The organism is Pseudomonas sp. AE27, from assembly GCF_037113495.1.
Classification (GTDB): Bacteria; Pseudomonadota; Gammaproteobacteria; order Pseudomonadales; family Pseudomonadaceae; genus Aquipseudomonas; species Aquipseudomonas palmensis.
This window is the reverse complement of the sequence record NZ_CP146966.1, coordinates 3,612,938-3,639,278: the sequence shown is the minus strand read 5'-3', so window position 1 is coordinate 3,639,278 and position 26,341 is coordinate 3,612,938. Positions and strand designations below refer to the sequence as shown.

Annotated in this window: 23 protein-coding genes; 9 read left to right on the top strand and 14 right to left on the bottom strand. The window is 64.6% G+C overall.

What is annotated here, in order from left to right; translation table 11 throughout:
• Window positions 1-95 precede the first annotated feature (95 nt).
• The 4 genes from hisD (at window position 96) to V9K84_RS16775 (ending at window position 4,530) form a co-directional block, all read left to right on the top strand.
• Complete coding sequence (gene hisD / locus V9K84_RS16790) at window positions 96-1,436, top strand: histidinol dehydrogenase (protein WP_088515332.1); 1,341 nt, start codon at window positions 96-98, stop codon at window positions 1,434-1,436.
• Window positions 1,437-1,438: 2 nt separating this feature from the next.
• Entirely contained in the window at window positions 1,439-2,485 is a 1,047-nt protein-coding gene (gene hisC / locus V9K84_RS16785; RefSeq protein WP_043862444.1) for a histidinol-phosphate transaminase, read from the top strand.
• Window positions 2,486-2,615: 130 nt separating this feature from the next.
• On the top strand, window positions 2,616-3,263 hold the full coding sequence (locus tag V9K84_RS16780) for a FadR/GntR family transcriptional regulator (RefSeq protein WP_043862443.1): 648 nt from the start codon (window positions 2,616-2,618) through the stop codon (window positions 3,261-3,263).
• 13 nt (window positions 3,264-3,276) lie between these two features.
• Window positions 3,277-4,530 carry an MFS transporter gene (locus V9K84_RS16775; protein ID WP_256582870.1) on the top strand — a complete coding sequence of 418 codons (1,254 nt, stop codon included), beginning with the start codon at window positions 3,277-3,279 and terminating at the stop codon, window positions 4,528-4,530.
• Between the two features lie 137 nt (window positions 4,531-4,667).
• Here the strand turns inward: V9K84_RS16775 and V9K84_RS16770 are convergent, their stop codons facing one another.
• Window positions 4,668-5,603 carry a transposase gene (locus V9K84_RS16770; protein WP_338791484.1) on the bottom strand — a complete coding sequence of 312 codons (936 nt, stop codon included), beginning with the start codon at window positions 5,601-5,603 and terminating at the stop codon, window positions 4,668-4,670.
• A 321-nt stretch (window positions 5,604-5,924) separates the two neighbouring features.
• Here V9K84_RS16770 and V9K84_RS16765 point away from each other — a divergent pair, with 321 nt between their 5' ends.
• Window positions 5,925-6,395, top strand: coding sequence for a nuclear transport factor 2 family protein (locus V9K84_RS16765; protein ID WP_043862441.1), 471 nt, complete (start codon window positions 5,925-5,927; stop codon window positions 6,393-6,395).
• 40 nt (window positions 6,396-6,435) lie between these two features.
• A complete protein-coding gene (locus V9K84_RS16760) occupies window positions 6,436-6,729 on the top strand; it encodes a GIY-YIG nuclease family protein (protein WP_229589547.1) in 294 nt (97 codons plus the stop codon).
• On the opposite strand, the gene yejK is transcribed toward V9K84_RS16760, so the two are convergent.
• A complete protein-coding gene (yejK, locus tag V9K84_RS16755; RefSeq protein ID WP_043862439.1) occupies window positions 6,710-7,717 on the bottom strand; it encodes a nucleoid-associated protein YejK in 1,008 nt (335 codons plus the stop codon). The two genes, V9K84_RS16760 and yejK, sit on opposite strands and share 20 nt — an antisense overlap.
• Window positions 7,718-8,125: 408 nt before the next feature.
• Between yejK and V9K84_RS16750 the strand changes: the two genes are divergently transcribed.
• Window positions 8,126-8,407, top strand: coding sequence for an HU family DNA-binding protein (locus tag V9K84_RS16750; RefSeq protein ID WP_009398256.1), 282 nt, complete (start codon window positions 8,126-8,128; stop codon window positions 8,405-8,407).
• Window positions 8,408-8,479: 72 nt separating this feature from the next.
• Here V9K84_RS16750 and rlmF read toward each other — a convergent pair whose 3' ends face one another.
• The 5 genes from rlmF to V9K84_RS16725 all read right to left on the bottom strand — a co-directional run bounded on the left by rlmF (window position 8,480) and on the right by V9K84_RS16725 (window position 14,947).
• Window positions 8,480-9,442, bottom strand: a complete 963-nt coding sequence (rlmF, locus tag V9K84_RS16745; RefSeq protein WP_088514593.1) for a 23S rRNA (adenine(1618)-N(6))-methyltransferase RlmF — start codon at window positions 9,440-9,442, stop codon at window positions 8,480-8,482.
• Window positions 9,443-9,587: 145 nt separating this feature from the next.
• Window positions 9,588-12,434 (bottom strand): valine--tRNA ligase, encoded by a 2,847-nt coding sequence (locus V9K84_RS16740; protein ID WP_088514592.1) that lies wholly within the window; start codon window positions 12,432-12,434, stop codon window positions 9,588-9,590.
• A gap of 171 nt (window positions 12,435-12,605) precedes the next feature.
• Window positions 12,606-12,971, bottom strand: a complete 366-nt coding sequence (locus V9K84_RS16735) for a DNA polymerase III subunit chi (RefSeq protein WP_088514591.1) — start codon at window positions 12,969-12,971, stop codon at window positions 12,606-12,608.
• Window positions 12,972-12,973: 2 nt separating this feature from the next.
• Window positions 12,974-13,402, bottom strand: coding sequence for a DNA polymerase III subunit chi (locus V9K84_RS16730; RefSeq protein WP_043862523.1), 429 nt, complete (start codon window positions 13,400-13,402; stop codon window positions 12,974-12,976).
• 51 nt (window positions 13,403-13,453) lie between these two features.
• On the bottom strand, window positions 13,454-14,947 hold the full coding sequence (locus V9K84_RS16725; protein ID WP_054916377.1) for a leucyl aminopeptidase: 1,494 nt from the start codon (window positions 14,945-14,947) through the stop codon (window positions 13,454-13,456).
• Window positions 14,948-15,234: 287 nt separating this feature from the next.
• Between V9K84_RS16725 and lptF the strand changes: the two genes are divergently transcribed.
• Together lptF and lptG are read left to right on the top strand one after the other, a co-directional pair.
• A complete protein-coding gene (gene lptF / locus V9K84_RS16720; RefSeq protein ID WP_043862434.1) occupies window positions 15,235-16,350 on the top strand; it encodes an LPS export ABC transporter permease LptF in 1,116 nt (371 codons plus the stop codon).
• On the top strand, window positions 16,343-17,404 hold the full coding sequence (gene lptG, locus V9K84_RS16715) for an LPS export ABC transporter permease LptG (protein ID WP_043862433.1): 1,062 nt from the start codon (window positions 16,343-16,345) through the stop codon (window positions 17,402-17,404). Before lptF ends, lptG begins: the two co-directional genes overlap by 8 nt.
• A gap of 83 nt (window positions 17,405-17,487) precedes the next feature.
• Here lptG and V9K84_RS16710 read toward each other — a convergent pair whose 3' ends face one another.
• The 7 genes from V9K84_RS16710 to V9K84_RS16680 all read right to left on the bottom strand — a co-directional run bounded on the left by V9K84_RS16710 (window position 17,488) and on the right by V9K84_RS16680 (window position 26,279).
• Entirely contained in the window at window positions 17,488-17,976 is a 489-nt protein-coding gene (locus V9K84_RS16710) for an RDD family protein (RefSeq protein ID WP_043862432.1), read from the bottom strand.
• Window positions 17,977-18,073: 97 nt separating this feature from the next.
• A complete protein-coding gene (locus V9K84_RS16705; protein ID WP_003175786.1) occupies window positions 18,074-18,286 on the bottom strand; it encodes a cold shock domain-containing protein in 213 nt (70 codons plus the stop codon).
• Between the two features lie 340 nt (window positions 18,287-18,626).
• Window positions 18,627-19,751 (bottom strand): glycine cleavage system aminomethyltransferase GcvT, encoded by a 1,125-nt coding sequence (gene gcvT, locus V9K84_RS16700; protein ID WP_058541434.1) that lies wholly within the window; start codon window positions 19,749-19,751, stop codon window positions 18,627-18,629.
• Between the two features lie 29 nt (window positions 19,752-19,780).
• Window positions 19,781-21,157 carry an L-serine ammonia-lyase gene (locus V9K84_RS16695; RefSeq protein ID WP_088514590.1) on the bottom strand — a complete coding sequence of 459 codons (1,377 nt, stop codon included), beginning with the start codon at window positions 21,155-21,157 and terminating at the stop codon, window positions 19,781-19,783.
• Between the two features lie 100 nt (window positions 21,158-21,257).
• Window positions 21,258-24,113 carry an aminomethyl-transferring glycine dehydrogenase gene (gcvP, locus tag V9K84_RS16690; RefSeq protein WP_088514589.1) on the bottom strand — a complete coding sequence of 952 codons (2,856 nt, stop codon included), beginning with the start codon at window positions 24,111-24,113 and terminating at the stop codon, window positions 21,258-21,260.
• Window positions 24,114-24,123: 10 nt separating this feature from the next.
• On the bottom strand, window positions 24,124-24,507 hold the full coding sequence (gcvH, locus tag V9K84_RS16685) for a glycine cleavage system protein GcvH (protein ID WP_043862428.1): 384 nt from the start codon (window positions 24,505-24,507) through the stop codon (window positions 24,124-24,126).
• Between the two features lie 254 nt (window positions 24,508-24,761).
• Entirely contained in the window at window positions 24,762-26,279 is a 1,518-nt protein-coding gene (locus tag V9K84_RS16680; protein ID WP_088514588.1) for a sigma-54-dependent transcriptional regulator, read from the bottom strand.
• Window positions 26,280-26,341 lie beyond the last annotated feature (62 nt).

Genomic DNA, 26,341 nt, shown 5'->3' with positions numbered 1-26,341 from the left:
TCTATCCGCGTCATAGCCAATTTTCTCGGGTGCCCGCGCGGATGGACTGGTAGCTTAGGGCGCCTGAGCATCCGCCATTTACCGAGGCCTTAGCCATGACCACGTCCACTGCAATTCGCCGACTCAACGCTGCTGACCCGGATTTCGCCCGACATCTGGATCATCTGCTGAGCTGGGAAAGCGTGTCTGACGATGCGGTCAACCAGCGGGTGCTGGACATCATCAAGGCCGTGCGCGAGCGCGGCGACGCGGCGCTGGTGGAATTCACCCAGCGTTTCGACGGCGTCCAGGCCACCTCCATCGATGACCTGATCCTGGGGCGCGAGCGCCTGGAGCTGGCCTTGAGCCGCATTACCCCGGCGCAGCGCGAGGCGCTGGAAACCGCCGCCCGCCGGGTGCGCAGCTACCACGAAAGGCAGAAGCAGGACTCCTGGACCTACACCGAGGCCGACGGCACCGTGCTGGGCCAGAAGGTCACGCCGCTGGACCGCGCCGGGCTGTACGTACCGGGTGGCAAGGCGTCGTACCCTTCGTCGGTACTGATGAACGCGATTCCGGCCAAGGTTGCCGGGGTGTCCGAAGTGGTCATGGTGGTACCCACCCCGCGTGGTGAAATCAACGAGCTGGTGCTGGCTGCGGCGTGCATCGCCGGGGTCGACCGGGTGTTCACCATCGGTGGCGCCCAGGCGGTTGCCGCACTGGCCTACGGCACCGAGAGCGTGCCGCAGGTAGACAAGGTGGTCGGCCCGGGCAACATCTACGTGGCCACCGCCAAGCGCCATGTGTTCGGCCAGGTGGGCATCGACATGATTGCCGGCCCGTCGGAGATCCTTGTGGTGTGCGACGGCCAGACCGACCCGGACTGGATCGCCATGGACCTGTTCTCCCAGGCCGAGCATGACGAAGACGCCCAGGCGATTCTGGTCAGCCCCGACGCCGACTTCCTCGACCGCGTGGCCGCAAGCATCGACAAGCTGCTGCCGGGCATGGACCGCGCCGAGATCATCCAGACCTCCATCAATGGCCGTGGCGCACTGATCCACGTGCGCGACATGCAGCAGGCCATCGAGGTGGCCAACCGCATCGCCCCCGAGCACCTGGAGCTGTCGGTGGCCGACCCGCAGGCCTGGTTGCCGCAGATCCGCCACGCCGGTGCGATCTTCATGGGCCGCCACACCAGCGAGGCGCTGGGCGACTACTGCGCCGGCCCCAACCACGTTTTGCCCACCTCCGGCACCGCACGGTTCTCCTCGCCGCTGGGGGTGTACGACTTCCAGAAGCGTTCCTCGATCATCTTCTGTTCCGAGCAGGGCGCTTCGGACCTGGGTCGCACCGCGTCGGTGCTGGCCCGTGGCGAATCCCTGAGCGCGCACGCACGCAGCGCCGAATACCGCATCCTTGGCGATCACACCCCTGTCGATAAAGAGGGCAACTGAGCATGAGCAAATTCTGGAGCCCCTTCGTCAAGGACCTGGTGCCTTACGTGCCGGGCGAGCAGCCCAAGCTGAGCAAGCTGGTCAAGCTCAACACCAACGAAAACCCCTATGGCCCTTCGCCAAAGGCGCTGGAGGCCATGCGCGGCGAGCTCAACGACAACCTGCGCCTGTACCCGGACCCCAATGGCGACCGGCTCAAGCAGGCGGTGGCCAGCTACTACGGCGTGCAGGCCAGCCAGGTGTTCCTGGGCAACGGTTCGGACGAAGTGCTCGCGCACATTTTCCACGGCCTGTTCCAGCACGATGCGCCGCTGCTGTTCCCCGACATCAGCTACAGCTTCTACCCGGTGTACTGCGGCCTGTACGGCATCCCGTATGAGGCGGTAGCGCTGGACGAGCAGTTCCAGATTCGTGTCGAGGATTACCAGCGCGCCAACGGCGGCATCATCTTCCCCAACCCGAACGCACCCACTGGCTGCCTGCTGGCGCTGGAGGCAGTCGAGCAGATGCTGCAGGCCAACCCTGATTCGGTGGTGGTGGTCGACGAAGCCTACATCGACTTCGGCGGCCAGACCGCCATCAGCCTGGTGGACCGCTACCCGAACCTGCTGGTGACGCAGACCTTGTCCAAGTCGCGTTCCCTGGCCGGCCTGCGGGTCGGGCTGGCGGTCGGCCACCCGGACCTGATCGAGGCGCTGGAGCGCATCAAGAACAGCTTCAACTCCTATCCGCTGGATCGCCTGGCCATCGTCGGCGCGGCGGCGGCGTTCGAGGACCAGGCGTATTTCGAACAGACCTGCCGTCAGGTGATCGACAGCCGGGAGCAGCTGGTGGCGCAGTTGACCGACCGCGGTTTCCAGGTGCTGCCGTCGGCGGCCAACTTCATCTTTGCCCGTCACCCCGAGCAGGATGCCGCTGCGCTGGCGGCCAAGTTGCGCGAGCAGGGCGTGATCGTGCGCCACTTCAAGCAGCAGCGCATCGCGCAGTTCCTGCGTATCAGCATCGGTACGCCCGAGCAGAACCAGGCGCTGCTTGACGCCTTGAACTGATCGCGCCTTGTCTTTCGCCAGCTAGGCGGGCTCCTGCGGGAGCCCGCCTAGCTGGCGATTGCATCGACGTGGCCCGACAGGCTATTCTCCGCTCCTCAGATTCGTCCGATGATTGGATGTAAGCACGTCAATGACTCAACTCATCAAACGCTCCCTTGTCGAGCAGGCCGTCGAACAACTGCGCCAGCGCGTCGCCGATGGCGCCTGGGCCGTCGGCCAGCGCCTGCCCACCGAGCCCGAACTGGCCCTGGAACTGGGCATCAGCCGCAATACCGTGCGTGAAGCGATGCGCGTGCTCGCCTTCAGCGGCCTGGTCGAAGTGCGCCAGGGCGACGGTACCTACCTGCGCGCCAATGTCGACCCGCTGGCCACCGTGCAGGTGCTGTCGCGTTGCAGCCTCGAGCAGGCCCGCGAAACCCGGCACATCCTCGAAGCCGAGGCCATCGGGCTGGCGGCGCTGCGCCGCACCGACGACGACCTCAAGGGGCTGCATGAAGCGCTGCAGCACAGCGCCGAGCACTTTCACGACGACCTCGACAGCTACGTGGCCTGCGACCTGGTGTTTCACCAGCGCCTGGTGGACGCCGCACACAACCCGGCATTGAGCGAGCTGTACCGCTACTTCTCCGCCGTGGTGGCGTGCGCCGTGCACCACAACATGCGCGAATCGCGTTGCCAGGGCGTGTTCGACCTGCACCGCGACATCCTGCAGGCGGTCGAGCAACGCGACCCGGAACGGGCCAAGGCCCTGAGCAGAACCCTTATCAATGAAGCCTGACGCAGAGACAGCCATGCCCAAACCCAACCCGCCGCTCGAAGAACTCCTGATCGACGCCGAAGCCGACGACGCCCAACTGCAACCGCCCGCCGTGCTGCAGCGCCCGTGGCTGTTGCTGCTGGGGCTGGTACTGGTGGCACTGAACCTGCGCCCGGCGCTGTCGAGCATGGCGCCGTTGCTCGGGCAGGTGTCCGACAGCCTGGGGCTGAGTGCTTCGCAGGCCGGCCTGCTGACCACGCTGCCGGTACTGTGCCTGGGCCTGTTCGCGCCGCTGGCACCGATCCTGGCGCGTCGCTTCGGCAGTGAGCGGGTGGTGCTGGGCATTCTGCTCACGCTGGCGTGCGGCATCTTGCTGCGCAGCTCGCTGGGCAGTGTGGGGCTGTTTGCCGGCAGCATCCTGGCCGGGGCCAGCATCGGCGTGATTGGCGTGCTGCTGCCGGGCATCGTCAAGCGCGACTTCCCCAAGCATGCCGGCGCCCTGACCGGCGTGTACACCATGGCCCTGTGCCTGGGCGCGGCCCTGGCGGCCGGCGCCACCGTGCCGTTGAGCCAGCACTTCGACGACAGCTGGGCGCTGGGCCTGGGTGTCTGGCTGATTCCGGCGGTGGTGGCGGCGCTGTTCTGGCTGCCCCAGGCGCGCCACGGGCATGGCAAGCATGCGGTGGCTTATCGGGTGAGGGGGCTGCTGCGCGATCCGCTGGCCTGGCAGGTGACCCTGTACATGGGCCTGCAGTCGTCGCTGGCGTACATCGTGTTCGGCTGGCTGCCCTCGATTCTGATCGGCCGTGGCCTGAGCCCGACCGAGGCCGGGCTGGTGCTGTCCGGTTCGGTGATCGTGCAACTGGCCAGTGCCCTGACCGCGCCGTGGCTGGCCACCCGTGGCAAGGACCAGCGCCTGGCCATCGTGCTGGTGATGCTGCTGACCCTGGCCGGCCTGTTCGGCTGCCTGTATGCCCCGTTAGGCGGGCTGTGGGGCTGGGCGGTGGTACTGGGTGTCGGGCAGGGCGGCACCTTTGCCCTGGCGCTGACCCTGATCGTGTTGCGGTCGAAGGACTCGCATGTGGCGGCCAACCTATCGAGCATGGCCCAGGGCATCGGCTATACCCTGGCCTCGATGGGGCCGTTCGCGGTGGGCCTGGTGCATGACGTGACCGGTGGCTGGGACGCAGTGGGCTGGATTTTCGCGGTGCTGGGCGTGGGTGCGATCGGTTTCGGGCTCAAGGCCGGGCGGGCGTTGCAGGTGGGTGTGGTCAGCGAACGGGTCTGACTTCGCGTGGCTGCCATCGCGGGTCTGCACTGCACCTGTGGGAGCAACTGTCTTTTTGTAGGAGCCGGCTCTGCCGTCGATGGGGTGCTTAGCGCCCCTGGCCCGGCGTAGCCGGGCATCGCCAGCAAAGCTGGCTCCTACGGTTGAGCGATCTGCTCCTGCCACGGCGTACCGGCCTTGAGCATCGCATTCAAACGGACGATCAGGACTCTCATGCATGCCACTACCGCTACCTTCGCTAGCTTTCCCTGGGCCCTCATAGCGGTATAACGCTCAGTGAAGTCCTTGTTGTGCCGGATGACGACCCAGCACGCCATGTACAGCGCCCGCCTGATTCGTGTCCGCCCTCCCCAGATCGAACGTTTGCCAGAGTGTTTGCCACTATCTTCGTTAAACGGCGCGACACCCACTAGAGCCGCGATCTCCTGGCGACTCACCTGACCCAGTTCCGGTAGCAATGCCACCAGTTTGGCGGCTGTGACCAGGCCGATACCTTTGACCTGCATGAGCTGCGCTACGCGGTCGTCATGCAGTTCCTCCGCCTGCTTGGCAATTTCTTGCTCAAGCGCTTTGATCTCGGCCTTCAGATAATTGATATGGCGCTCCAGACTCGCCAAAACACATGCCGTTTGCGCTTGCTTCAGTCGGCGCTTGTCATCGTCACGTTGCTGGACGAAACGATCCCGCTGGATCAGCAGTTCACGTAGCAAAGCTCGCTCAGGGGTCATCGTTACGCAACGTTGAGGCGGCAGCACCTCGGCGAAATGGGCAAGCACAGCTGCATCGATAGGGTCGGTCTTGGCACGCTTGCCCATGGACTTGGCGAAATCCCGGGCGCGATTGGGGTTGATTCGGAAGGCCGGGAAACCAGCACCTTGCAGTGCCCGAAGGGCACTGCATTCATAACCGCCGGTTGCTTCAAGCAAAATGGCTGAAACCTGGTACTCGCCAAGTTTTTCGACGAGCTGCTTAAATCCACTCAAGTCATTGGAAACATTGAAACTAATATCCTCGGGGCGGATGTGAACGGCGAGCGTGGCACTGGAAACATCGATACCGACAGAGGAAGACATGGCCAAACCCTCTTAGACTCAAGGTGTGAGAGTACTTTGGCTTGGCCCACGCTTGTGATTCGAGATTTGGCCCTCATCCAACTGTTCGGGCTCTCGCCAAAGTAGAACGGTGAATGGCAGCTTGTGCTCCCACGCGTGCTCAGGGCACCTCGGGCTATCAGCTTGCCATTCACCGCTCTCACTTCAGATTCTAACCCCTCCTCAAGACACAAGCGGGCCTGACCCGCGATGGGGCACATCATTCGCACCGTAGATACCCGTAGCTTTCAGCCATCACTCGGCCTATCGTTCACGTCCGTTCCCCTGTAATGGACCGCGCCCATGAGCGACGCCAACATCGCGCTGATCACACGTTTCTACCAGGCCTTCCAGCGCCTCGACGCCGAGGCCATGGTCGCCTGCTACAGCCCCGAGGTGGTGTTCAGCGACCCGGCCTTCGGTACCCTGCGTGGCAAGGACGCCGCCGACATGTGGCGCATGCTCGCCAGTCGCGCCAAGGATTTCTCCCTGACCTTCGACAGCGTGCGCGCCGACGAGCGCAGCGCCACTGCGCACTGGGTGGCCACCTACCTGTTCAGCCAGACCGGTCGCGTGGTGGTCAACGACATTCAGGCACGTTTCGTGATCCGCGACGGGTTGATCGTCGAGCATCACGATCATTTCGACCTGTGGCGCTGGGCCCGCCAGGCGCTGGGTACCAAGGGCCTGCTGCTGGGCTGGACACCGCTGGTACAGGGCAAGATTCGCCAACAGGCGGCAAAAGGCCTGCGCGCATTTCAGGCCGGGCGTTGACGGGGTAAGCTGTCGCCTTCACCCCTGTACGCAGATGCCCGTGACCGAAACCCCCACCTCTCGCAAACCCTGGTATGTCTATCTGGTACGCACCGCCAACGGTTCGTTGTACTGCGGCATCAGCGACAACCCCGAGCGCCGTTTCAATGCCCATCAAAGCGGCCGCGGTGCGCGTTACTTCAGCACCAGCCCGGCAGTGGCGCTGGTGTATGTGGAAGCCTGGCCGGACAAGGCCGAGGCGCTGCGCCAGGAACGCCTGGTGAAGAAGCTGCGCAAGTCGGCCAAGGAGGCATTGGTGGCCTCCTGGACGGGGCTCAGTCCTTGCGACGCTTGAGCTGATCGGTGAGCTGGGTGGGCAGGCCCTTGATGATCAGGGTGCCGGCCTCTTCGTCGTACTCGATCTTCGAGCCCAGCAGGTGTGCCTCGAAGCTGATCGACAGGCCCTCGGCGCGGCCGGTGAAGCGGCGGAACTGGTTCAGGGTGCGCTTGTCGGCCGGGATCTCCGGCGACAGGCCGTAGTCCTTGTTGCGGATATGGTCATAGAAGGCCCGCGGGCGGTCCTCGTCGATCAGTTCCGACAGCTCGCTCAGGGTCACCGGCTCGCCTGCCTTGGTCTGGCTGGTGGCGTACTCGACCAGGGTCTGGGTCTTTTCGCGGGCGGCTTCCTCGGGCAGGTCTTCGCTCTCGACGAAGTCGCTGAAGGCCTTGAGCAGGGTGCGGGTCTCTCCCGGGCCGTCGACGCCTTCCTGGCAGCCGATGAAGTCGCGGAAGTACTCCGAGACCTTCTTGCCGTTCTTGCCCTTGATGAACGAGATGTACTGCTTGGACTGCTTGTTGTTCTGCCACTCGGAGATGTTGATGCGAGCAGCCAGGTGCAGCTGGCCCAGGTCCAGGTGGCGCGAGGGGGTCACGTCCAGGTCGGCGTTCACCGCCACGCCTTCGCTGTGGTGCAGCAGGGCAATGGCCAGGTAGTCGGTCATGCCTTGCTGGTAGTGAGCGAACAGTACGTGGCCACCGGTGGACAGGTTCGACTCTTCCATCAGCTTCTGCAGGTGCTCGACGGCCACGCGGCTGAAGGCGGTGAAGGTCTTGCCTTCATCCAGGTATTCCTTCAGCCAGCCGCTGAACGGATGGGCGCCGGACTCGGCGTGGAACAGGCCCCAGGCTTTGCCCTGTTTGGCGTTGTAGCTGTCGTTGAGGTCGGCCAGCAGGTTCTCGATGGCGGTCGACTCGGCCAGTTCCGAGTCGCGTGCGTGCAGCACGGCAGGGCTGCCATCGGGTTTCTTGTCGATCAGGTGGACGATGCAATGACGGATCGGCATGGGATTCTCGGCTGAAAATAGGGCGCGACATACGGCGCTGCAAAGCGGCCAAGTGTAACCCAGCCGGGGGCTTGAGCAGGGTATGGATGTGTGTCGACGCAAGGGTTGTTCATTTTTTGTGCGATTTTTTGCGAAATTTGCTGCAAACCCCCGAAAAACCAGAACATTTGGCCTGTGGGAGGCGGATATTTATCGCTTCGTGTGGTAGTTTTGCCCGGTCTTGCGCACCGCGTGTGGCGCATTGCTGGCAGACCGCTGATGTCACGTCGAACCAAACGCATTTTTGTGTATCTACATACGCGATTGGCAATGGATATACCCCGGACCGCCGAAGACTCGCGGGTCTGGGCCGATGGCTGACGCTGCACTCTGCAAACCAACTGAATTTGATAGGGAAGGAACACCACCATGGCATTGACCAAAGACCAACTGATCGCCGATATCGCCGAAGCTATCGACGCGCCGAAAACCACCGCGCGTAACGCTCTGGAGCAACTGGGCCAGATCGTTGCTGATCAACTGGAAAATGGCAGCGAAATCACCCTGCCGGGTATCGGCAAGCTGAAGATCACCGAGCGTCCTGCCCGTACCGGTCGTAACCCTTCGACTGGCGCTGCCATCGAAATCGCTGCCAAGAAAGTCGTCAAGTTCGTTCCAGCCAAAGTGCTGACCGACGCTGTAAACAAGTAATTGTAAACAGCTTCTGAAAACCGCGTCCGGTGCGAGCCAGGCGCGGTTTTTTTGTGGGTGCTGCGCATGCCCCTAGGGGGCGGGTTTCGTCCAGCGCAGCTGGCGCCACGCTGCGCGCGCCTGAGGTGTCTGGAAGGTCCAGGCCACCAGGCGGCTCTGCTTCTGCCCCTGGCCCATCTCCAGCACGCGGTGCTCTACTGCGCTGGCCTTGTTCAGGGCCGCCTCGATACCCGGCAGGTTCGATGCCTTCGACACCAGGCTGCTGAACCACAGCACCTGTTGGCCCAGGGCCACGCTTTCATTCACCAGCTGGCTGACAAAGCGGATTTCACCGCCCTCGCACCACAGCTCGTTGTTCTGCCCGCCAAAGTTCAGTACCGGCAGCTTGCGCTTGGGGTCGGCCTTGCCCAGCGCCCGCCATTTGCGCTGACTGCCACGGGTGGCTTCGTCACGCGAGGCGTGGAAGGGCGGGTTGCACAGGGTGACGTCGAAGCGTTCGTCGCTCTTGAGCAGGCCGGCGAGGATCTGCCGCGCATTGCCCTGCTGGCGCAGGCTGATGACCTTGCCCAGCCCGTTGGCCTGCACGATGGCCTTGGCGGCGCCCAGGGCCACCGGGTCGATGTCCGAGCCCAGGAAGCGCCAGCGGTAGTCGACGTGACCCAGCAGCGGATAGATGCAGTTGGCCCCGACCCCCACATCCAGTGCCTGGATCATCGCACCCCGCGGAATCTCGCCACCGTTGTCGGTGGCCAGCAGGTCGGCCAGGCCATGCAGGTAGTCGGCGCGCCCGGGTATGGGCGGGCACAGGTAGTCGGCCGGGATGTCCCAGTGCTGGATGCCGTACTGGGCCTTGAGCAGGGCGCGGTTGAACACGCGCACTGCCTCGGGGTTGGCGAAATCGATGCTCGGCTTGCCGTGGGGGTTGGTGATCATGAAGCGGCCCAGCTCCGGGCTGCTCTTGATCAGTTGCGGGAAGTCGTAGCGACCCTGGTGGCGGTTGCGCGGGTGCAGGGTGGGTTTGTTGGGTGTGGTCATGAAAGTCCCATAAAAAACGCCGGCAAGACGGGCCCCCTGTAGGAGCCGGCCTTGCCGGCGATGCAAGGCGCAGCCTTGCCAGTGCAGGTAGCAGGGCAGTGTCGCCTGCTTCGCCGGCAAGGCCGGCTCCTACAGTCAGTGAGTATTACAAGGCGGCAATCCGCGCATGCTGCTCGGTGAAGTTGGCCAGGGCCTGTTCGGCCTCGGCCAGCTTGGCGCGCTCCTTGTCGATCACCGCAGGCGGCGCCTTGTCGACGAACGCCGGGTTGGACAGCTTGCCGCCCACCCGCTGCACTTCGCCTTGCAGGCGCTGGATTTCCTTGTTCAGACGCGCCAGCTCGGCATCCTTGTCGATCAGCCCGGCCATCGGCACCAGCACCTGCAGGTCACCGACCAGGGCGGTGGCGCTCAGCGGCGCCTCGTCCTGCTCGCCCAGCACGGTGAAGGATTCGATCTTGGCCAGCTTTTTGAGCAGTGCCTCGTTTTCCTGCAGGCGACGCACGTCTTCGGCACTGGCGTTCTTGAGGAACAGCTGCAATGGCTTGCCCGGGCCGATGTTCATTTCGCCACGGATGTTGCGCACGCCCAGCATCAGTTCCTTGAGCCACTCGATATCGCCTTCGGCCGCTTCATCGATGCGGCTTTCGTTGGCCACCGGCCACGGCTGCAGCATGATGGTCTTGCCTTCGATACCGGCCAGTGGCGCCAGGCGCTGCCAGATTTCCTCGGTGATGAACGGCATGAACGGATGCGCCAGGCGCAGCGCCACTTCCAGCACGCGGACCAGGGTGCGGCGGGTGCCGCGCTGGCGTTCGACCGGTGCGTTCTCGTCCCACAGTACCGGCTTGGACAGCTCCAGGTACCAGTCGCAGTACTGGTTCCAGATGAACTCGTACAGCGCCTGGGCGGCCAGGTCGAAGCGGAACTGGTCCAGCTGGCGGGTCACTTCGGCTTCGGTGCGCTGCAGCTGCGAGATGATCCAGCGGTCGGCCAGCGACAGCTCGTAGGCCTCGCCGTTCTGGCCGCAGTCCTCGCCCTTGTCCAGCACGTAGCGCGCGGCGTTCCAGATCTTGTTGCAGAAGTTGCGATAGCCTTCGACGCGGCCCATGTCGAACTTGATGTCGCGACCGGTGGACGCCAGCGAGCAGAAGGTGAAGCGCAGGGCATCGGTGCCGTAGCTGGCGATGCCTTCGGGGAACTCGGCCTTGGTCTGCTTGGCGATCTTGTCGGCCAGCTTGGGCTGCATCAGGCCGCTGGTGCGTTTCTCCAGCAGCGCGTCCAGGGTGATGCCGTCGACGATGTCCAGCGGGTCGAGCACGTTGCCCTTGGACTTGGACATCTTCTGCCCCTGGCCATCACGAACCAGACCATGCACGTACACGGTCTTGAACGGCACCTGCGGGGTACCGTCCTCGTTCTTCACCAGGTGCATGGTCAACATGATCATCCGGGCAACCCAGAAGAAGATGATGTCGAAACCGGTCACCAGCACGTCGGTGGAGTGGAAGGTCTTGAGGAATTCGGTCTGCTGCGGCCAGCCCAGGGTGGAGAAGGTCCACAGGCCCGAGCTGAACCAGGTGTCGAGCACGTCGTTGTCCTGGTTCAGGACCACGTCGTCGCCCAGCCGGTGCTTGGCGCGCACTTCTTCTTCGCTGCGCCCCACATAGACCTTGCCCGACACGTCGTACCAGGCCGGAATGCGGTGGCCCCACCACAGCTGGCGGCTGATGCACCAGTCCTGGATGTCGCGCATCCAAGAGAAATACATGTTCTCGTACTGCTTGGGCACGAACTGGATGCGGCCGTCTTCGACAGCGGCGATCGCAGGCTCGGCCAGCGGCTTGGTCGACACGTACCACTGGTCGGTCAGCCATGGCTCGATGATGGTGCCGGAGCGGTCGCCCTTGGGCACTTTCAAGGCGTGGTCGTCGACGCTGACCAGCAGGCCTGCGGCATCCAGGTCGGCAACGATCTGCTTGCGCGCCACGAAGCGGTCGAGGCCGGCGTAGGCGGCAGGCAGGCTGGCGTCCAGGCTTTCGTTCAGGCTGCCGTCGAGGTTGAACACCTGGGCTGCCGGCAGCACCGCAGCGTTCTTGTCGAAGATGTTGAGCAGCGGCAGGTTGTGGCGCTTGCCGACTTCGTAGTCGTTGAAGTCGTGGGCCGGGGTGATCTTCACGCAGCCGGTGCCGAATTCGGGGTCGCAGTAGTCATCGGCGATGATCGGGATCAGGCGACCGACCAGCGGCAGCTTGACGAACTTGCCGATCAGCGCCTGGTAGCGCTCGTCGTTCGGGTTGACGGCCACGGCGGCGTCGCCGAGCAGGGTTTCCGGACGGGTGGTGGCGACCACCAGGTGGTCCTTGCCGTCGGCCGTGGTGGCACCGTCGGCCAGCGGGTAGCGCAGGTTCCACAGATGGCCTTTCTCGTCGTGGCTTTCCACTTCGAGGTCGGAGATCGCCGTGTGCAGCTTGGTGTCCCAGTTGACCAGGCGCTTGCCGCGGTAGATCAGGCCGTCTTCATGCAGGCGCACGAAGGCTTCCTTGACCGCTTCGGACAGGCCGTCGTCCATGGTGAAGCGCTCGCGGCTCCAGTCTACCGACGAGCCCAGGCGGCGGATCTGGCGGCTGATGTTGCCACCGGACTGATCCTTCCATTCCCAGACTTTCTCGAGGAATTTGTCGCGGCCCAGGTCGTGACGGTTCTGGCCCTTGGCCTCCAGTTGACGCTCCACCAGCATCTGCGTGGCGATGCCGGCGTGGTCGGTGCCTGGTTGCCACAGGGTGTTGCGACCCTGCATGCGGCGAAAACGGATCAGGGCGTCCATGATCGCGTTGTTGAAGCCGTGACCCATGTGCAGGCTGCCGGTCACGTTCGGCGGCGGGATCATGATGGTGTACGAATCGCCCGCGCCTTGCGGGGCGAAATAATTCTCTGACTCCCAGGTGTTGTACCAGGAAGTTTCAATGGCGTGCGGCTGGTAGGTCTTATCCATGCGCGGCGGGACCCTATGGCATTTATTCAGGAAAGCCGAGAAGTATAGCGGGGATAAGGGCCGGGGCGTAGCATGAGGTGCGGGAGTGGGGCAAAAAACTGTGGGGAATTCTTCGCGTAGGAGCCGGCCTTGCCGGCGAAGCGAGCCAAAGGCTCGCCCCCCCGTTTTTGATTACGAGCGTGAGTTCAACAACCGCTCCAGGCGGGCATCCAGGCGCCGCTTGATCTCGTTCTCGATATGCGGGGTAAAGTCCTTGATCACATCCTGCATGATCAACTGCGCCGCCGCGCGCAGTTCGCTGTCCAGGTGCAGCAGGGTGTCCTGGCGGCGCGCCTGCGGGTCGGGCTCGGCAGCCGGCTCGGCAGCCACCGTGGCCCGCGTTGCCGGTTCGGCCGGCTCGAGCAGCAACGGTATCTGCTCCTCGACGGTCTCGGTCAGCAGTGGCGGTTCCAGGGCATCGTCACCCAGCAACTGGCGAATCGACTCCAGATCGTCCAGCAAATGCGCAGGTTTTGGCATGGGGGCAGGTTTGTCCATCATCAGAGTCGCTGTAAACGGTGGTCTTGCAGAGCATAGCCCTGTTCACGGTAGAAACGGAAACTCTCCCGCGCCGCCGCACGAATGGCCGGCTCCTCCACCACGATCTCGGCAATGCGGGCAAAGCGTGCGGCAAAACCGGGTACCTTCAGGTCGAGATTGACCAGCAGGTCCTGATGATCGCCCGGGTCGTCACCGACCCCCAGCGCCACCGCGCCGTGCGGGTCGTCCTCGAGCGCGCTGTGGGGCACGAAGGCCTCGCCCTTGAACGCCCACAGCCGCGCATCCAGCTCGTCGCGCTGGGCCGCATCGCTGCAGTTGAGGTACACGCGGTGCCCAAGGCGCCAGGCCTTTTCGCACAGCTTGCAGGCGAAATCCAGCCGCGCGGCAGGCGCGGGGCTGGGCAGGATATAGAAGTCGACTTTGCTCATGGTGGGGTGGCCCACCGGCTACGCCTTGCAGCGCGGCCGGTGGACGGCGCCTCAGGCGTTGGCGCGGTCGAGCAGGTACTGGGTCAGCAGCGGTACCGGGCGGCCAGTGGCGCCCTTGTCCTTGCCGCCGCTGGTCCAGGCCGTGCCGGCGATGTCCAGGTGGGCCCAGTGGTAGGCCTTGGCAAAGCGCGACAGGAAGCAGCCGGCGGTGATGCTGCCCGCCTTCGGGCCGCCGATGTTGGCGATGTCGGCGAACGGGCTGTCGAGCTGCTCCTGGTATTCGTCGAACAGCGGCAGTTGCCAGGCGCGGTCGTCGGCACGCTTGCCGGCGTCCAGCAGTTGGCCGATCAGTTCGTCGTCGTTGCCCATCAGGCCCGAGGTATGGCTGCCCAGGGCGACGATGCAGGCGCCGGTCAGGGTGGCGATGTCGATCACCGCCTGCGGCTTGAAGCGCTCCACGTAGGTCAGTGCGTCGCACAGCACCAGGCGGCCTTCGGCGTCGGTGTTGAGGATTTCGACGGTCTGCCCGCTCATGGTGGTGACGATGTCGCCCGGACGGCTGGCGCCACCGCTGGGCATGTTCTCGGCACAGGCCAGTACACACACCAGGTTGATCGGCAGCTTGAGTTCGAGCACGGCACGCAGGGTGCCGAACACGCTGGCTGCACCGCCCATGTCGTACTTCATTTCATCCATGCCGGCACCGGGCTTGAGGCTGATGCCGCCGGTGTCGAAGGTAATGCCCTTGCCCACCAGTACGTAAGGCTTCTCGCTCTTCTTGGCGGCGCCCTGGTAGCTGAGCACGATCAGGCGTGGCGGCTGATCGCTGCCCTGGCCCACGGCGTAGAACGCGCCCATGCCCAGGTCCTTGATCTTCTTCTCGTCCAGCACCTCGACCTTGAGGCCCTTGAACTCCTTGCCCAGCGCCTTGGCCTGTTCGGCCAGATAGCTTGGGTGGCAGATGTTCGGCGGCAGGTTGCCCAGGTCGCGGGTGAAGCCCATGCCGTTGGCGATCGCGGTGGCGTGCTTGACGGCGCGCTCCACCTCGGCCAGGCCGGCCTTGTCGCTGAGCAGGGTGATCTTCTTCAGGGCGATCGGCTCGGCCTTCTTGCTCTTGTAATGATCGAATACATATTGACCATCGAGCAGGCTCTCGGCCAGCAGGCGTACCTTGCCGTAGTTGGCATCGCGGCCGGTCACGGCAACGTCGTCCAGTGCCAGCACCGCATCGCTGCCAGCCAGGCCCTTGAGCACGTTGAGCACGCTGCCCGCCAGCTTGCGCCAGGCGCGGTCGGCAAGGGCGTCCTTGCCGGTCCCCACCAGCAACACGCGCTCGGCCTTGACCCCGGCCAGGCCTTGCAGCAGCAGGGTCTGGCCGACCTTGCCGGCCAGGTCGCCGCGCTTGAGCACTGCGCTCAGGGCGCCGTTGCTGGCGTCGTCCACGGCCTTGGCGGTAGCGCCCAGTGTGCGGCCTTCACCCACGCTCAGTACCAGGGTGGCGGTTTTCAAGGATGCTGCGGCTACGCTTTTTACAACCAATTCCATGTCAGGGTCCCCGAATGAACTGTCAGTGCGCGCTGGCGGTGCAGGCGCTCGAAGCGGCCTGGCGCGCCGTGGCGGGCCAGTCAGAAAGCGCCCAGTTTGAGCCTGCGGCGGGCGCGCTGACAACCCCGAGATGAAGCTTTGCACGGCGCCAAGTGACAGGCACGGCCATTCACAGGATAATGCGCGCACTTTTGTCCGGGTTCGCCTTTGGCGGGCGGGCGACTATCTTGGTTGCAACGTTTTCCCTTGTTCGGCTGTCCGAGCCTGACAACCCAGGAGTGTCTGGTTTGATCGTCTTCCGTTATCTGTCCCGCGAGGTCCTGGTGACCTTGAGTGCCGTCAGCGCTGTGCTGCTGGTCATCATCATGAGCGGGCGCTTCATCAAATACCTGGCCCAGGCGGCCCAGGGCATGCTCGATCCGGGCGTACTGTTCCTGATCATGGGCTACCGCCTGCCCGGCTTTCTGCAACTGATCCTGCCGCTGGGCCTGTTTCTGGGCATCTTGCTGGCCTACGGCCGGCTGTACCTGGAAAGCGAGATGACCGTGCTCTCGGCAACCGGCATGAGCCAGCAGCGCCTGCTGGGCATGACCCTGATGCCGGCGGCACTGATCGCGGTGCTGGTGGCCTGGCTGAGCCTGAGCCTGGCGCCCCAGGGCGTGACCCAGGTATCGCAGATCATCAACCAGCAGGATGCGCTGACCGAGTTCGACACCCTGGTGCCGGGCCGCTTCCAGAACCTGCGCGACGGTTCGCGGGTCACCTACACCGAGCAGCTGTCGGATGACCGTTCAAAGCTGGCCGGCGTGTTCATTTCCGAGAAGCGACTGTCCCAGGACAAGAGCAAGGACCGTGGCATCTCCGTGCTGGTGGCCGAAAAGGGCCGTCAGGAAGTGCAGGCCGACGGCAACCGCTACCTGATCCTTGAAAACGGCTACCGCTACGACGGCAACCCGGGCCAGGCCGATTACCGCGCCATCAAGTACGACACCTACGGTGTGCTGCTGCCCAAGCCGGAGGTCAGCCAGGAAGTCACCGAGCGCGAGGCCATCCCGACGTCCGAACTGATCGGCAGTACCGGGCTGCGCGAGCGTGCCGAACTGCAGTGGCGCCTGTCGCTGCCGCTGCTGGTGTTCATCGTGACCCTGATGGCGGTGCCGCTGTCGCGGGTCAACCCGCGCCAGGGCCGTTTCCTCAAGCTGCTGCCGGCGATCCTTCTGTATATGGCTTACCTGACGATTCTGATTGCCGCCCGCGGCGCCCTGGAGAAAGGCAAGTTGCCGATCGGCCTGGGCCTGTGGCCGGTGCATGGGCTGTTCCTGCTGATCGGCCTGGGCCTGATGTTCTGGGAACCGCTGCGCCTCAAGCGCGCCAGCCGTCGTGCGGAGGTGGCCCGTGGCTAAACTCGATCGCTACATCGGCCAGAGCGTGTTCATGGCCATCCTCGCCGTGCTGGGGATCATCCTCGGCCTGGCGTCGCTGTTCGCCTTCATCGACGAGATGGGCGACATCAGCGATACCTACACCTTGTGGGACGCGGGCAACTACGTGCTGCTGACCGCGCCACGGCGCCTGTACGACATGCTGCCCATGGCCGCGCTGATCGGCTGCCTGATCGGCCTGGGCAGCCTGGCCAGCAGCAGCGAACTGACCATCATGCGCGCTGCCGGCGTGTCCATCGGGCGCATCGTGTGGGCGGTCATGAAGCCGATGCTGGTACTGATGCTGATCGGCGTGCTGATGGGCGAGTACCTGGCACCCGTGACCGAGAACAAGGCCCAGGCCGACCGTTCGCTGGCGCAGGGTGGCGGTGAGGCGCAAAGCTCCAAGCGCGGCCTGTGGCACCGCCAGGGCGAGGAGTTCGTGCACATCAACACCGTGCAGCCCAATGGGCTGTTGCTGGGCGTGACGCGTTATCGCTTCGACAACGAGCGTCACATGCAGACCTCCAGCTTTGCGCGCAGGGCGCAATACACCCAGGGCCACTGGGAACTGACCGACGTGACCACCACGCACTTCCGTGGGGACCACACCGAAGTCATCCACAATGCCGAGGAGCGCTGGGACGTCGCGCTGACCCCCGAGCTGCTCAGCACCGTGGTACTGGCGCCCGAGTCGCTGTCGATCAGCGGGCTGTGGGACTACATTCACTACCTCTCCGACCAGGGCCTGAACAACGCGCGCTACTGGCTGGCGTTCTGGACCAAGGTGCTGCAACCGGTGGTCACAGCGGCGCTGGTACTGATGGCGGTGTCGTTCATCTTCGGCCCGCTGCGTTCGGTGACGCTGGGCCAGCGGGTGTTCACCGGGGTGCTGGTGGGCTTCGTGTTCCGCATCGCCCAGGACCTGCTGGGCCCTTCGAGCCAGGTGTTCGGCTTCCCGCCGCTGCTGGCGGTGGTGATCCCGGCGGCAATCTGTGCGCTGGCGGGGGTGTGGTTGCTACGCAGGGCGGGGTAGCGATTACCCTGGCCAACAAAAAGCCGACCTCAGGGTCGGCTTTTTCATTGGTTGCCGGTGCCGGCGAACGGGGCGCTGCGGTTCTACTTCTTGCGCTTGGGAATCCGCACCAGCTGGGTTTCCGAGTACATGTCATGCCAGGCGCGTTTTTTCTTGTCCACCAGCGACCACAGAAACCCCAGGCCCAGGCACAGCCACGACGCAATCGACACCACAAAGCGCAGCAGTGCCTGCCACAGGCTGATGGCACTGCCGTCGGCATTCTGCACGCGGATGCCCCATACCTGCATGCCAAGGGTCTGGCCGCCGTGGGTCCAGAACTTGGCGAAGAAGCCGAACAGCATGAACAGCAGAACGGTCGACAGCAATGGATCGCCATCCAGCGCCCCCGCCTCGGTCAGGGCGCGCATGCGCGTCTCGCCGATGATCGCCATCTGCACCATCTTGTACACCAGCGTGGTCACCATCAGCAGGGCGGTGCACAACAGGAAGTCATAGAACATCGCGGCCAGGCGACGGCCCAGGCCGACCACGGGGAACTCGCCCTGTGGTTGAAGAAGTTGCTTGGGCATGCGCTCAGGCTCCGGGTGACAAAGCGCCCATTCTACGGAATTGCGCGCACAAAAAAGCCCCTGCTGTTGCCAGCAGGGGCTCTTTCGTTGATGAAGATCAGGCTTCGGCTTGAACTTCGTCGGCTTGCATGCCTTTTTGGCCCTGCACAGCAACGAAGGTCACTTTCTGGCCTTCTTTCAGGCTCTTGAAGCCGTTGCCCTGAATAGCGCGGAAGTGTACGAACAGATCCGGACCGCTTTCTGGAGTGATGAAACCAAAACCTTTCTCGTCGTTAAACCACTTGACGGTACCGCTCTGACGTTGGGACATTGTCTTATTTCCTTTGAAACTTAGAATTAGTAACAGTTTCTTTCATTGAAAGAGTACTGGGCTGGGTTGCAGGAAAGTAAGAGACGTCGAACGGGTTGTAGCAAAACTCGGCGCTACTGCCCAGGTCACGAACCATAGCGACCCATGCAAACACAGTGCAGTGAATCTACACTCATTTCGATTGCAAAAACAAGTCCCGCAGAGCGCCGCACCACGGGGCCTGGCGGGAAATTTCCGGGGCTGTTTGCGGGCCGCTGTCGGGCGTGTTCGAAAGTTGTAAAACGCGTTCGAAAACGAATATCCCGAACGCGCCATGACACCTTGTTTCAATTGCGCTGTTTCAGCCGCGATAGTAGCGCTGGGCAACGAACGGCATCTTGCTGACTTTCATCGCCACCCGTTTGCCGCGCACGATGGCCCACAGCGGTGTATCGAGCGCTGCATGGGCCTGGTCCACATATCCCATCGCCACTGGTGCGCCCAGTGTGGGCCCGAAGCCTCCGCTGCAGATGCTGCCGACCACCGTGCCGGCCTCATCGACGATCTCGGCCCCTTCGCGCACCGGGGTACGCTCCTGCGGCAGCAGGCCGACGCGCTTGCGCGCCACGCCGCTGTGCTGCTGGGCGAAGATCGCAGCAGCGCCGGGGAAGCCTCCCGCCCGCGAGCCATCGGCACGGCGTACCTTGGAGATGGCCCACAGCAGGCTCGCCTCGATCGGCGTGGTGTCGGCATTCATGTCATGCCCGTACAGGCACAGGCCGGCTTCCAGGCGCAGCGAGTCGCGCGCGCCCAGGCCGATGGCGGCCACTTCCGGCTCGGCCAGCAGGTGACGGGCCAGGGCCTCGGCGCTGGCGCTGGGCACACTGATCTCGAAGCCGTCTTCGCCGGTGTAGCCCGAACGGCTCACGTAGCAGTCCACGCCCAGCAACACCACGGGCTTGAACTGCATGAAGGTCATGTCCGCCACCTCGGGGGCCAGGCGCTGCAGCACCTTGACCGCCGCCGGGCCCTGCAGGGCCAGCAGGGCGCGCTCTTCGAACAGCGGCTGCACCTGGCACAGCGTGCCGATGTGCTGGCGCAGGTGGGCCAGGTCCTGGTCCTTGCAGGCGGCGTTGACCACCAGGAACAGTTCGTCGTTGCCCAGGTTGGCCACCATCAGGTCGTCAAGGATGCCGCCCTGTTCGTTGGTGAACATCGCGTAACGCTGCATGCCCACCGGCAAATCGATGATGTCGACCGGCACCAGGGTTTCCAGGGCCTTGGCGGCATCGGCGCCCACCAGGCGGATCTGGCCCATGTGCGACACGTCGAACAGGCCGGCCTGTTCGCGGGTGTGCAGGTGCTCCTTGAGCACCCCCAGCGGGTACTGCACGGGCATGTCGTAGCCGGCGAACGGCACCATGCGCGCGCCCAGTTCCAGATGCAGGGCATGAAGCGGTGTTTGCAGCAGTGTGTCGGTGGACATTGATGACTCCTTCTAGAGGCTTGAGGTTGTCAGCACTCGATGATGTTGACGGCCAGACCGCCGCGGGCGGTCTCCTTGTATTTGCTTTTCATGTCGGCGCCGGTCTGGCGCATGGTGCGGATCACCTTGTCGAGCGAGACGAAGTGCTGCCCGTCGCCGCGCAAGGCCATGCGCACCGCGTTGATCGCCTTGACCGAGCCCATGGCATTGCGTTCGATGCAGGGCACCTGGACCAGCCCGCCAATCGGGTCGCAGGTCAGGCCCAGGTTGTGTTCCATGCCGATTTCGGCGGCGTTCTCGACCTGTTGCACGCTGCCGCCCAGCACCTCGCACAGGGCCCCGGCTGCCATCGAACAGGCCACCCCGACCTCACCCTGGCAGCCCACTTCGGCCCCCGAGATCGAGGCGTTTTCCTTGTACAGGATGCCGATGGCAGCGGCGGTGAGCAGAAAGCGCACCACGTCGTCTTCGCTGGCACCCCCGATGAAGCGCATGTAGTAGTGCAGCACCGCCGGCACGATGCCGGCAGCGCCATTGGTGGGTGCGGTGACCACTCGACCGCCGGAGGCATTCTCTTCGTTGACCGCCAGGGCATAGAGGTTGACCCAGTCGAGTACCGACAGCGCATCGCGCAGGCTCGCCTCGGGGTTGGCGCACAGCTGGCGGTGCAGGGCCGCAGCGCGGCGCTTGACCTTGAGCCCGCCGGGCAGAATGCCCTCGTTGCGACAGCCGGCAGCCACGCAGTCCTGCATCACTTGCCAGATGTGCAGCAGGCCGCTGCGGGTCTCGGCCTCGGGGCGCCAGGCCGATTCGTTGGCCAGCATCACCTGGCTGATGCTCAGGTGATGCGTGGTGCAGTGGCCAAGCAGTTCCCGGGCCGTCTTGAACGGGTAGGGCAGTGTGGTGCTGTCCTCGACGATACGATCGGCCCCGGCGGCGCCTTCGTCGACCACGAAACCGCCGCCCACCGAGTAGTACTCGCGGCTGCGTACCTGCAGGCCGGCGGCGTCGAAGGCACGAAAGATCATGCCGTTGGGGTGAAAGGCCAGCGGCTTGCGGATCATCGCCAGGTGCTGTTTTTCGTTGAATTCGATGGCGTGCTCGCCCAGCAGGTAGAGCTGCCCGCTGCTGCGGATCGCCTGCAGGCGCGCTGCGATGGTGTCGGTGTCGACGCTGTCGGGGTGTTCGCCCTCAAGCCCCAGCAGCACCGCCTTGTCGCTGCCGTGGCCCTTGCCGGTGGCGCCGAGCGAGCCGTACAGCTCGACCTTGACGCTGGCGGTACTGGCCAGCAGGTCGTCGCGGCGCAGGCCCTCGGCAAAACGCGCGGCTGCGCGCATCGGCCCGACGGTATGTGAGCTGGAGGGGCCGATGCCGATCTTGAACAGGTCGAAGACGCTGAGTGACATGGTCGTACCCTCGTGCAGGTTGAAAAGCTTCGCCGGCAAGGCCGGCCCCTACAGATGCGCGCGGGCTCTGCAGGAGCCGGCCTTGCCGGCGAAGAGGCCCTCAGGCGTCCTGATAGCTTTCGATCGACGGGCAGGCGCAGATCAGGTTGCGGTCGCCGAACACGTTGTCGACACGCCCCACGGGTGGCCAGTACTTGGCCTCCACCAGCGATGGCAGCGGGTACACCGCCTGCTGGCGGCTATAGCCGTGGGGCCATTCGCCGGCCAGTTCGGCCGCGGTGTGCGGGGCGTTCTTCAGCGGGTTGTCGTCCTTGTCCAGGCTGCCGTTCTCCACTGCGCGAATCTCTTCGCGAATACAGATCATGGCGTTGCAGAAGCGGTCCAGTTCCTCCTTGGCCTCGCTCTCGGTCGGCTCGATCATCAACGTGCCGGCCACCGGGAACGACATGGTCGGGGCATGGAAGCCGAAGTCGATCAGGCGCTTGGCCACGTCGTCGACGCTGATGCCGCTGCTGTCCTTGAGCGGGCGCAGGTCCAGGATGCACTCGTGCGCCACCAGGCCATTGCCGCCGGTGTACAACACAGGATAGTGCTCTTCCAGGCGGCGGGCGATGTAGTTGGCATTCAGGATCGCCATCTGCGACGCACGCTTGAGCCCGGCGCCGCCCATCATGCGGATGTACATCCAGGTGATCGGCAGGATGCTGGCGCTGCCGAACGGCGCCGCGCATACCGCGCCCTGGGGGTTGTGCAGGTGCGCATGGCCCGGCAGGAACGGCGCCAGGTGCGCCTTGACGCCGATCGGGCCGACGCCCGGGCCGCCACCGCCGTGGGGGATGCAGAAGGTCTTGTGCAGGTTCAGGTGGGACACGTCGCCGCCGAACTTGCCCGGGGCGCACAGGCCGACCATCGCGTTCATGTTGGCGCCGTCGATGTACACCTGGCCGCCGTTGTCGTGGATGATCGCGCAGATCTCGCCGATGGCCTCCTCGAACACACCGTGGGTGGACGGGTAGGTGATCATCAGCGCGGCCAACTGGTCGCGGTGCTCGATGGCCTTGGCGCGCAGGTCGTCGATGTCGACGTTGCCACGGGCATCGCACGCAGTGACCACCACGCGCATGCCGGCCATGTGTGCGGTGGCCGGGTTGGTGCCGTGGGCCGACGAGGGAATCAGGCAGATATCGCGGCGGGCATCGCCCCGGCTCTGGTGGTAGGCGCGGATCGCCAGCAGGCCGGCGTACTCGCCCTGCGAACCGGCGTTGGGCTGCAACGACACGGCGTCATAGCCAGTGGCGGCGCACAGCATGGCCTCCAGCTCGTCGGTCAGTTGCTGGTAGCCCTGGCTCTGCTCGGCGGGGGCAAAGGGGTGCAGGTTGCCGAACTCGGCCCAGGTCACCGGGATCATTTCGCTGGCGGCGTTGAGCTTCATGGTGCACGAGCCCAGCGGGATCATGGTGCGGTCCAGCGCCAGGTCCTTGTCGGCCAGCTTGCGCAGATAGCGCATCAGTTCGGTTTCGCTGTGGTAGCGGTTGAACACCGGGTGTTCGAGGATGGCCGACTGGCGCAGCAGGGCGGCCGGCAGTCGTGCTGGCGTGGCAGCGGCCAGCGCGGCGAAGTCCGGTACGGCCTGGCCATTGGCGAACAGCTGCCACAGGGCCTCGACATCGGCCTGGGTGCTGGTTTCGTCCAGCGACAGGCCCAGGTGGTCGGCATCGATCTGGCGCAGGTTGAGCTGGCGGGCGCGCGCCTGTTCATGCAGCGCGGCAGTCGCGCCGCCGGTGGCCAGGGTCAGGGTGTCGAAGAACGCGGCGTTCTGCACGTTCACGCCCAGTGCCTTGAGGCCGCTGGCCAGGATCGCGGTCAGCTGGTGGGTGCGCTGGGCGATCTGCTTGAGGCCCTGCGGGCCGTGGTACACGGCGTACATGCTGGCGATGTTGGCCAGCAGTACCTGGGCGGTGCAGATGTTGCTGGTGGCCTTCTCGCGGCGGATGTGCTGCTCGCGGGTCTGCATGGCCAGACGCAGGGCGGTCTTGCCGAAGCGGTCGATGGACACGCCGACCAGGCGCCCTGGCATGTCGCGCTTGAACGCATCGCGGGTGGAGAAGTACGCCGCATGCGGGCCGCCGAAGCCCAGCGGCACGCCGAAGCGCTGGGCGCTGCCGATGGCCACGTCGGCGCCGAATTCGCCCGGCGGGGCCAGCAGGGTCAGCGCCAGCAGGTCGGCGGCTACCGCCACCAGCGCGTTGGCGGCGTGCAGGCGCTCCACCAGTTCGCGGTAGTCGAACACCTCGCCGTTGCTGGCCGGGTACTGCAGCAGGGCGCCGAAGAAGGCGCTCACGTCGCCCAGCTCGCGCTCGTCGCCCACCACCACCTCGATGCCCAGCGGCTCGGCACGGGTGCGCAGCACGTCGAGGGTCTGCGGGTGGCAATGCACCGAGGCGAAGAAGGCGTGGCTGCCCTTGTTCTTGCTCAGGCGCTTGCAGAAGGTCATGGCTTCGGCGGCGGCCGTGGCTTCGTCGAGCAGGGAGGCGTTGGCGATCGGTAAGCCGGTGAGGTCGCTGATCAGGGTCTGGAAGTTCAGCAGCGCTTCCAGGCGGCCCTGGGAAATCTCGGGCTGATAGGGGGTGTAGGCGGTGTACCAGGCCGGGTTTTCCAGCAGGTTGCGCAGGATCGGTGCCGGGGTGTGGGTGTTGTAGTAGCCCTGGCCGATGAAGCTCTTGAACAGCTGGTTCTTGCCGGCGATGGCCTTGAGCGAGGCCAGGGCATCGGCTTCGCTCTGCCCGTCACCGAGCTCGAGCACGCTGGTGCCCTTGATGCTGTCGGGGATCACGGCGGCGCTCATGGCCTCCAGCGAGTCGAAGCCCAGGGTGGCGAGCATGGCCTGCTCGTCGGTGTCGCGCGGGCCGATATGACGGGCGATGAACTGATTGGCGGTGCCGAGGTTGATGGTCATGGTGATTTCCTCAGGCGTCGGCGTTGGCTTTGATCAGACGGTCGTAGGCGTCCTGGTCGAGCAGTTGCGCGACGGCGCCGGCATCGGCCGGGATGAAGCGGAAGAACCAGCCTTCGCCCAGCGGATCTTCGTTGACCAGCTCGGGGCTGTCCTGCAGCTGTTCGTTGACTGCCACCACTTCACCGGTCAGCGGCATGTACACGCCGCTGGCGGCTTTGACCGATTCGACGGTGGAGGCTTCGGCCCCGGCTTCGTAGGTTTGCAGTTCCGGCAGTTGCACATAGACCACGTCACCCAGTGCGTTCTGGGCAAAGGCGGTGATCCCGACCGTGACGCTGCCGTCGGCTTCGGCGCGCAGCCATTCGTGATCTTCGGTAAAACGCAACTCGCTCATGGGAACTCCTCAGGGGTGCGGTAGGGCTCACCATCAGGCCAGCCCGGAACTGACATCTCCTTAGCAAGTTCGTGGCCATTTATAAAAAATGCTTACAAATCAATTAGTTATGTATTTGTCGGCGCTGCTCGTTATGCAGGTCGTAGCGAAATCGCTACACCTGTCGAGTATTGAAAAAGCGCAGAGGGATCAAAACCTTGCATTACAGTGGCAAACGGGCGATGTAGCGAATTCGATACGGTGTATCGAATTCGCTACGGAAGGGTTTCCTTTCCGGGAATGCCATACTTGCGCAGCCGATGCGCAATAGCTGTGTGCGAAGTCTGCAAGCGACTGGCCAACTGGCGGGTGGAGGGGTAGGTGACGTAGAGCTTTTCCAGCAGGCCACGCTCGAAGTTCTCCACGGCCTGCTCCAGGCTGGCCACTTCACCATCGCTTTGGCGCGCCACCGAGGTGCCGGCAATGTCCAGGTCACCAATATCCACCAGGCTGCTCTCGCAGATGGCCGCAGCGCGAAAGATCACGTTCTGCAACTGGCGCACGTTGCCCGGCCAGCGGTTGCCCAGCAACGCCGGGTAGGTGCCCGGCGCCAGCCGGCACAGCGGACGCTGGATCTGCGTGCAGGCCTGGCGCATGAAGGCACGCGCCAGCATCAGGATGTCCTGGCCACGCTCGCGCAGCGGCGGCACTTCCAGGTTGAGCACGTTCAGGCGGTAGAACAGGTCTTCGCGAAAACTGCCTTCGGCAACCATCTTTTCCAGGTCGCGGTGGGTGGCGCTGAGGATGCGCACGTTGACCTTGACCTCGCGATCACCGCCCACGCGGCGAAAGCTGCCATCGCTCAGAAACCGCAGCAGCTTGGCCTGAAGGTAAGGCGACATCTCGCCGATTTCATCGAGAAACACGGTGCCCTGGTTGGCCAGCTCCATCAGCCCCGGCTTGCCGCCGCGTTGCGCGCCGGTGAAGGCACCGGGGGCGTAGCCGAACAGCTCGCTCTCGGCCAGGTTCTCCGGCAGCGCCGCACAGTTCAGTGCCAGGAAGGGTGCGTTGTGGCGGCTGCTGATGGCGTGGCAGGCACGGGCTACAAGTTCCTTGCCGGTGCCGGTCTCGCCGTGGATCAGCAGCGGCGCATCCAGCGCCGCCACACGCAGGGCGCGGGCCTTGAGGGTACGGATGGGCGGCGAGTCGCCGAGCAGCGCGTCGAAGCCTTCGGCATGGTCGTGGTGCAGGGCCGACAGGCGTTCGCCGATGCGGTTGGCCTGGTACAGCGTCAGCAGGGCGCCGGCGTTGGTGATCGGGGTGGCGTCGAGCAGCAGGGTCTGGCCATTGAGGGTGACTTCGCGCAGGGGCAGGTGGAAACCCTGTTCGATCAGCGCATCAAGCAGTTGCGGGTCGCCGAACAGCTCACCCACCGAGCGGCCCTCCGGGTCCTGGCCGCACAGGACGATCAATGCGGGGTTGGCCAGCAGCACATGGCCGGCGCTGTCCAGGGCCAGGACCGGGTCGCTCATGGCGGCGAGCAGGGCATCGAGCTGCAGGTGGCGGCGCTGTCCGGGGAGGATGTCGACCACTTTCACGCTTTGCACGCCGTGCACGTTGAACAGCGCGTCATGCAGCTCTTCGAGCACGTCGGGGCTCAGCGTCGGGGCGTCGATGTAGACGTTGGGCGGCACCATCTCCACGGCGTCCAGGTTGAGGTGGCGGGCACCGAGCAGGGCCAGCACTTCCTGGGTGATGCCGACGCGGTCGATGAAGCTGACGTGGATACGCATGGGGGGATGTTCTGGCTTGCCGGGATGGCAAGTATGCCTTGGCGGGCGCTGCGCGGTCGAAT

Coding starts and splice junctions, on each gene's coding strand:
- hisD (WP_088515332.1), top strand. CDS start 96: ATGACCACGTCCACTGCAATTCGCCGACTCAACGCTGCTGACCCGGAT.
- hisC (WP_043862444.1), top strand. CDS start 1,439: ATGAGCAAATTCTGGAGCCCCTTCGTCAAGGACCTGGTGCCTTACGTG.
- V9K84_RS16780 (WP_043862443.1), top strand. CDS start 2,616: ATGACTCAACTCATCAAACGCTCCCTTGTCGAGCAGGCCGTCGAACAA.
- V9K84_RS16775 (WP_256582870.1), top strand. CDS start 3,277: ATGCCCAAACCCAACCCGCCGCTCGAAGAACTCCTGATCGACGCCGAA.
- V9K84_RS16770 (WP_338791484.1), bottom strand. CDS start 5,603: ATGTCTTCCTCTGTCGGTATCGATGTTTCCAGTGCCACGCTCGCCGTT.
- V9K84_RS16765 (WP_043862441.1), top strand. CDS start 5,925: ATGAGCGACGCCAACATCGCGCTGATCACACGTTTCTACCAGGCCTTC.
- yejK (WP_043862439.1), bottom strand. CDS start 7,717: ATGCCGATCCGTCATTGCATCGTCCACCTGATCGACAAGAAACCCGAT.
- V9K84_RS16750 (WP_009398256.1), top strand. CDS start 8,126: ATGGCATTGACCAAAGACCAACTGATCGCCGATATCGCCGAAGCTATC.
- rlmF (WP_088514593.1), bottom strand. CDS start 9,442: ATGACCACACCCAACAAACCCACCCTGCACCCGCGCAACCGCCACCAG.
- V9K84_RS16740 (WP_088514592.1), bottom strand. CDS start 12,434: ATGGATAAGACCTACCAGCCGCACGCCATTGAAACTTCCTGGTACAAC.
- V9K84_RS16735 (WP_088514591.1), bottom strand. CDS start 12,971: ATGGACAAACCTGCCCCCATGCCAAAACCTGCGCATTTGCTGGACGAT.
- V9K84_RS16730 (WP_043862523.1), bottom strand. CDS start 13,402: ATGAGCAAAGTCGACTTCTATATCCTGCCCAGCCCCGCGCCTGCCGCG.
- V9K84_RS16725 (WP_054916377.1), bottom strand. CDS start 14,947: ATGGAATTGGTTGTAAAAAGCGTAGCCGCAGCATCCTTGAAAACCGCC.
- V9K84_RS16710 (WP_043862432.1), bottom strand. CDS start 17,976: ATGCCCAAGCAACTTCTTCAACCACAGGGCGAGTTCCCCGTGGTCGGC.
- V9K84_RS16705 (WP_003175786.1), bottom strand. CDS start 18,286: ATGTCCCAACGTCAGAGCGGTACCGTCAAGTGGTTTAACGACGAGAAA.
- gcvT (WP_058541434.1), bottom strand. CDS start 19,751: ATGTCCACCGACACACTGCTGCAAACACCGCTTCATGCCCTGCATCTG.
- V9K84_RS16695 (WP_088514590.1), bottom strand. CDS start 21,157: ATGTCACTCAGCGTCTTCGACCTGTTCAAGATCGGCATCGGCCCCTCC.
- gcvP (WP_088514589.1), bottom strand. CDS start 24,113: ATGACCATCAACCTCGGCACCGCCAATCAGTTCATCGCCCGTCATATC.
- gcvH (WP_043862428.1), bottom strand. CDS start 24,507: ATGAGCGAGTTGCGTTTTACCGAAGATCACGAATGGCTGCGCGCCGAA.
- V9K84_RS16680 (WP_088514588.1), bottom strand. CDS start 26,279: ATGCGTATCCACGTCAGCTTCATCGACCGCGTCGGCATCACCCAGGAA.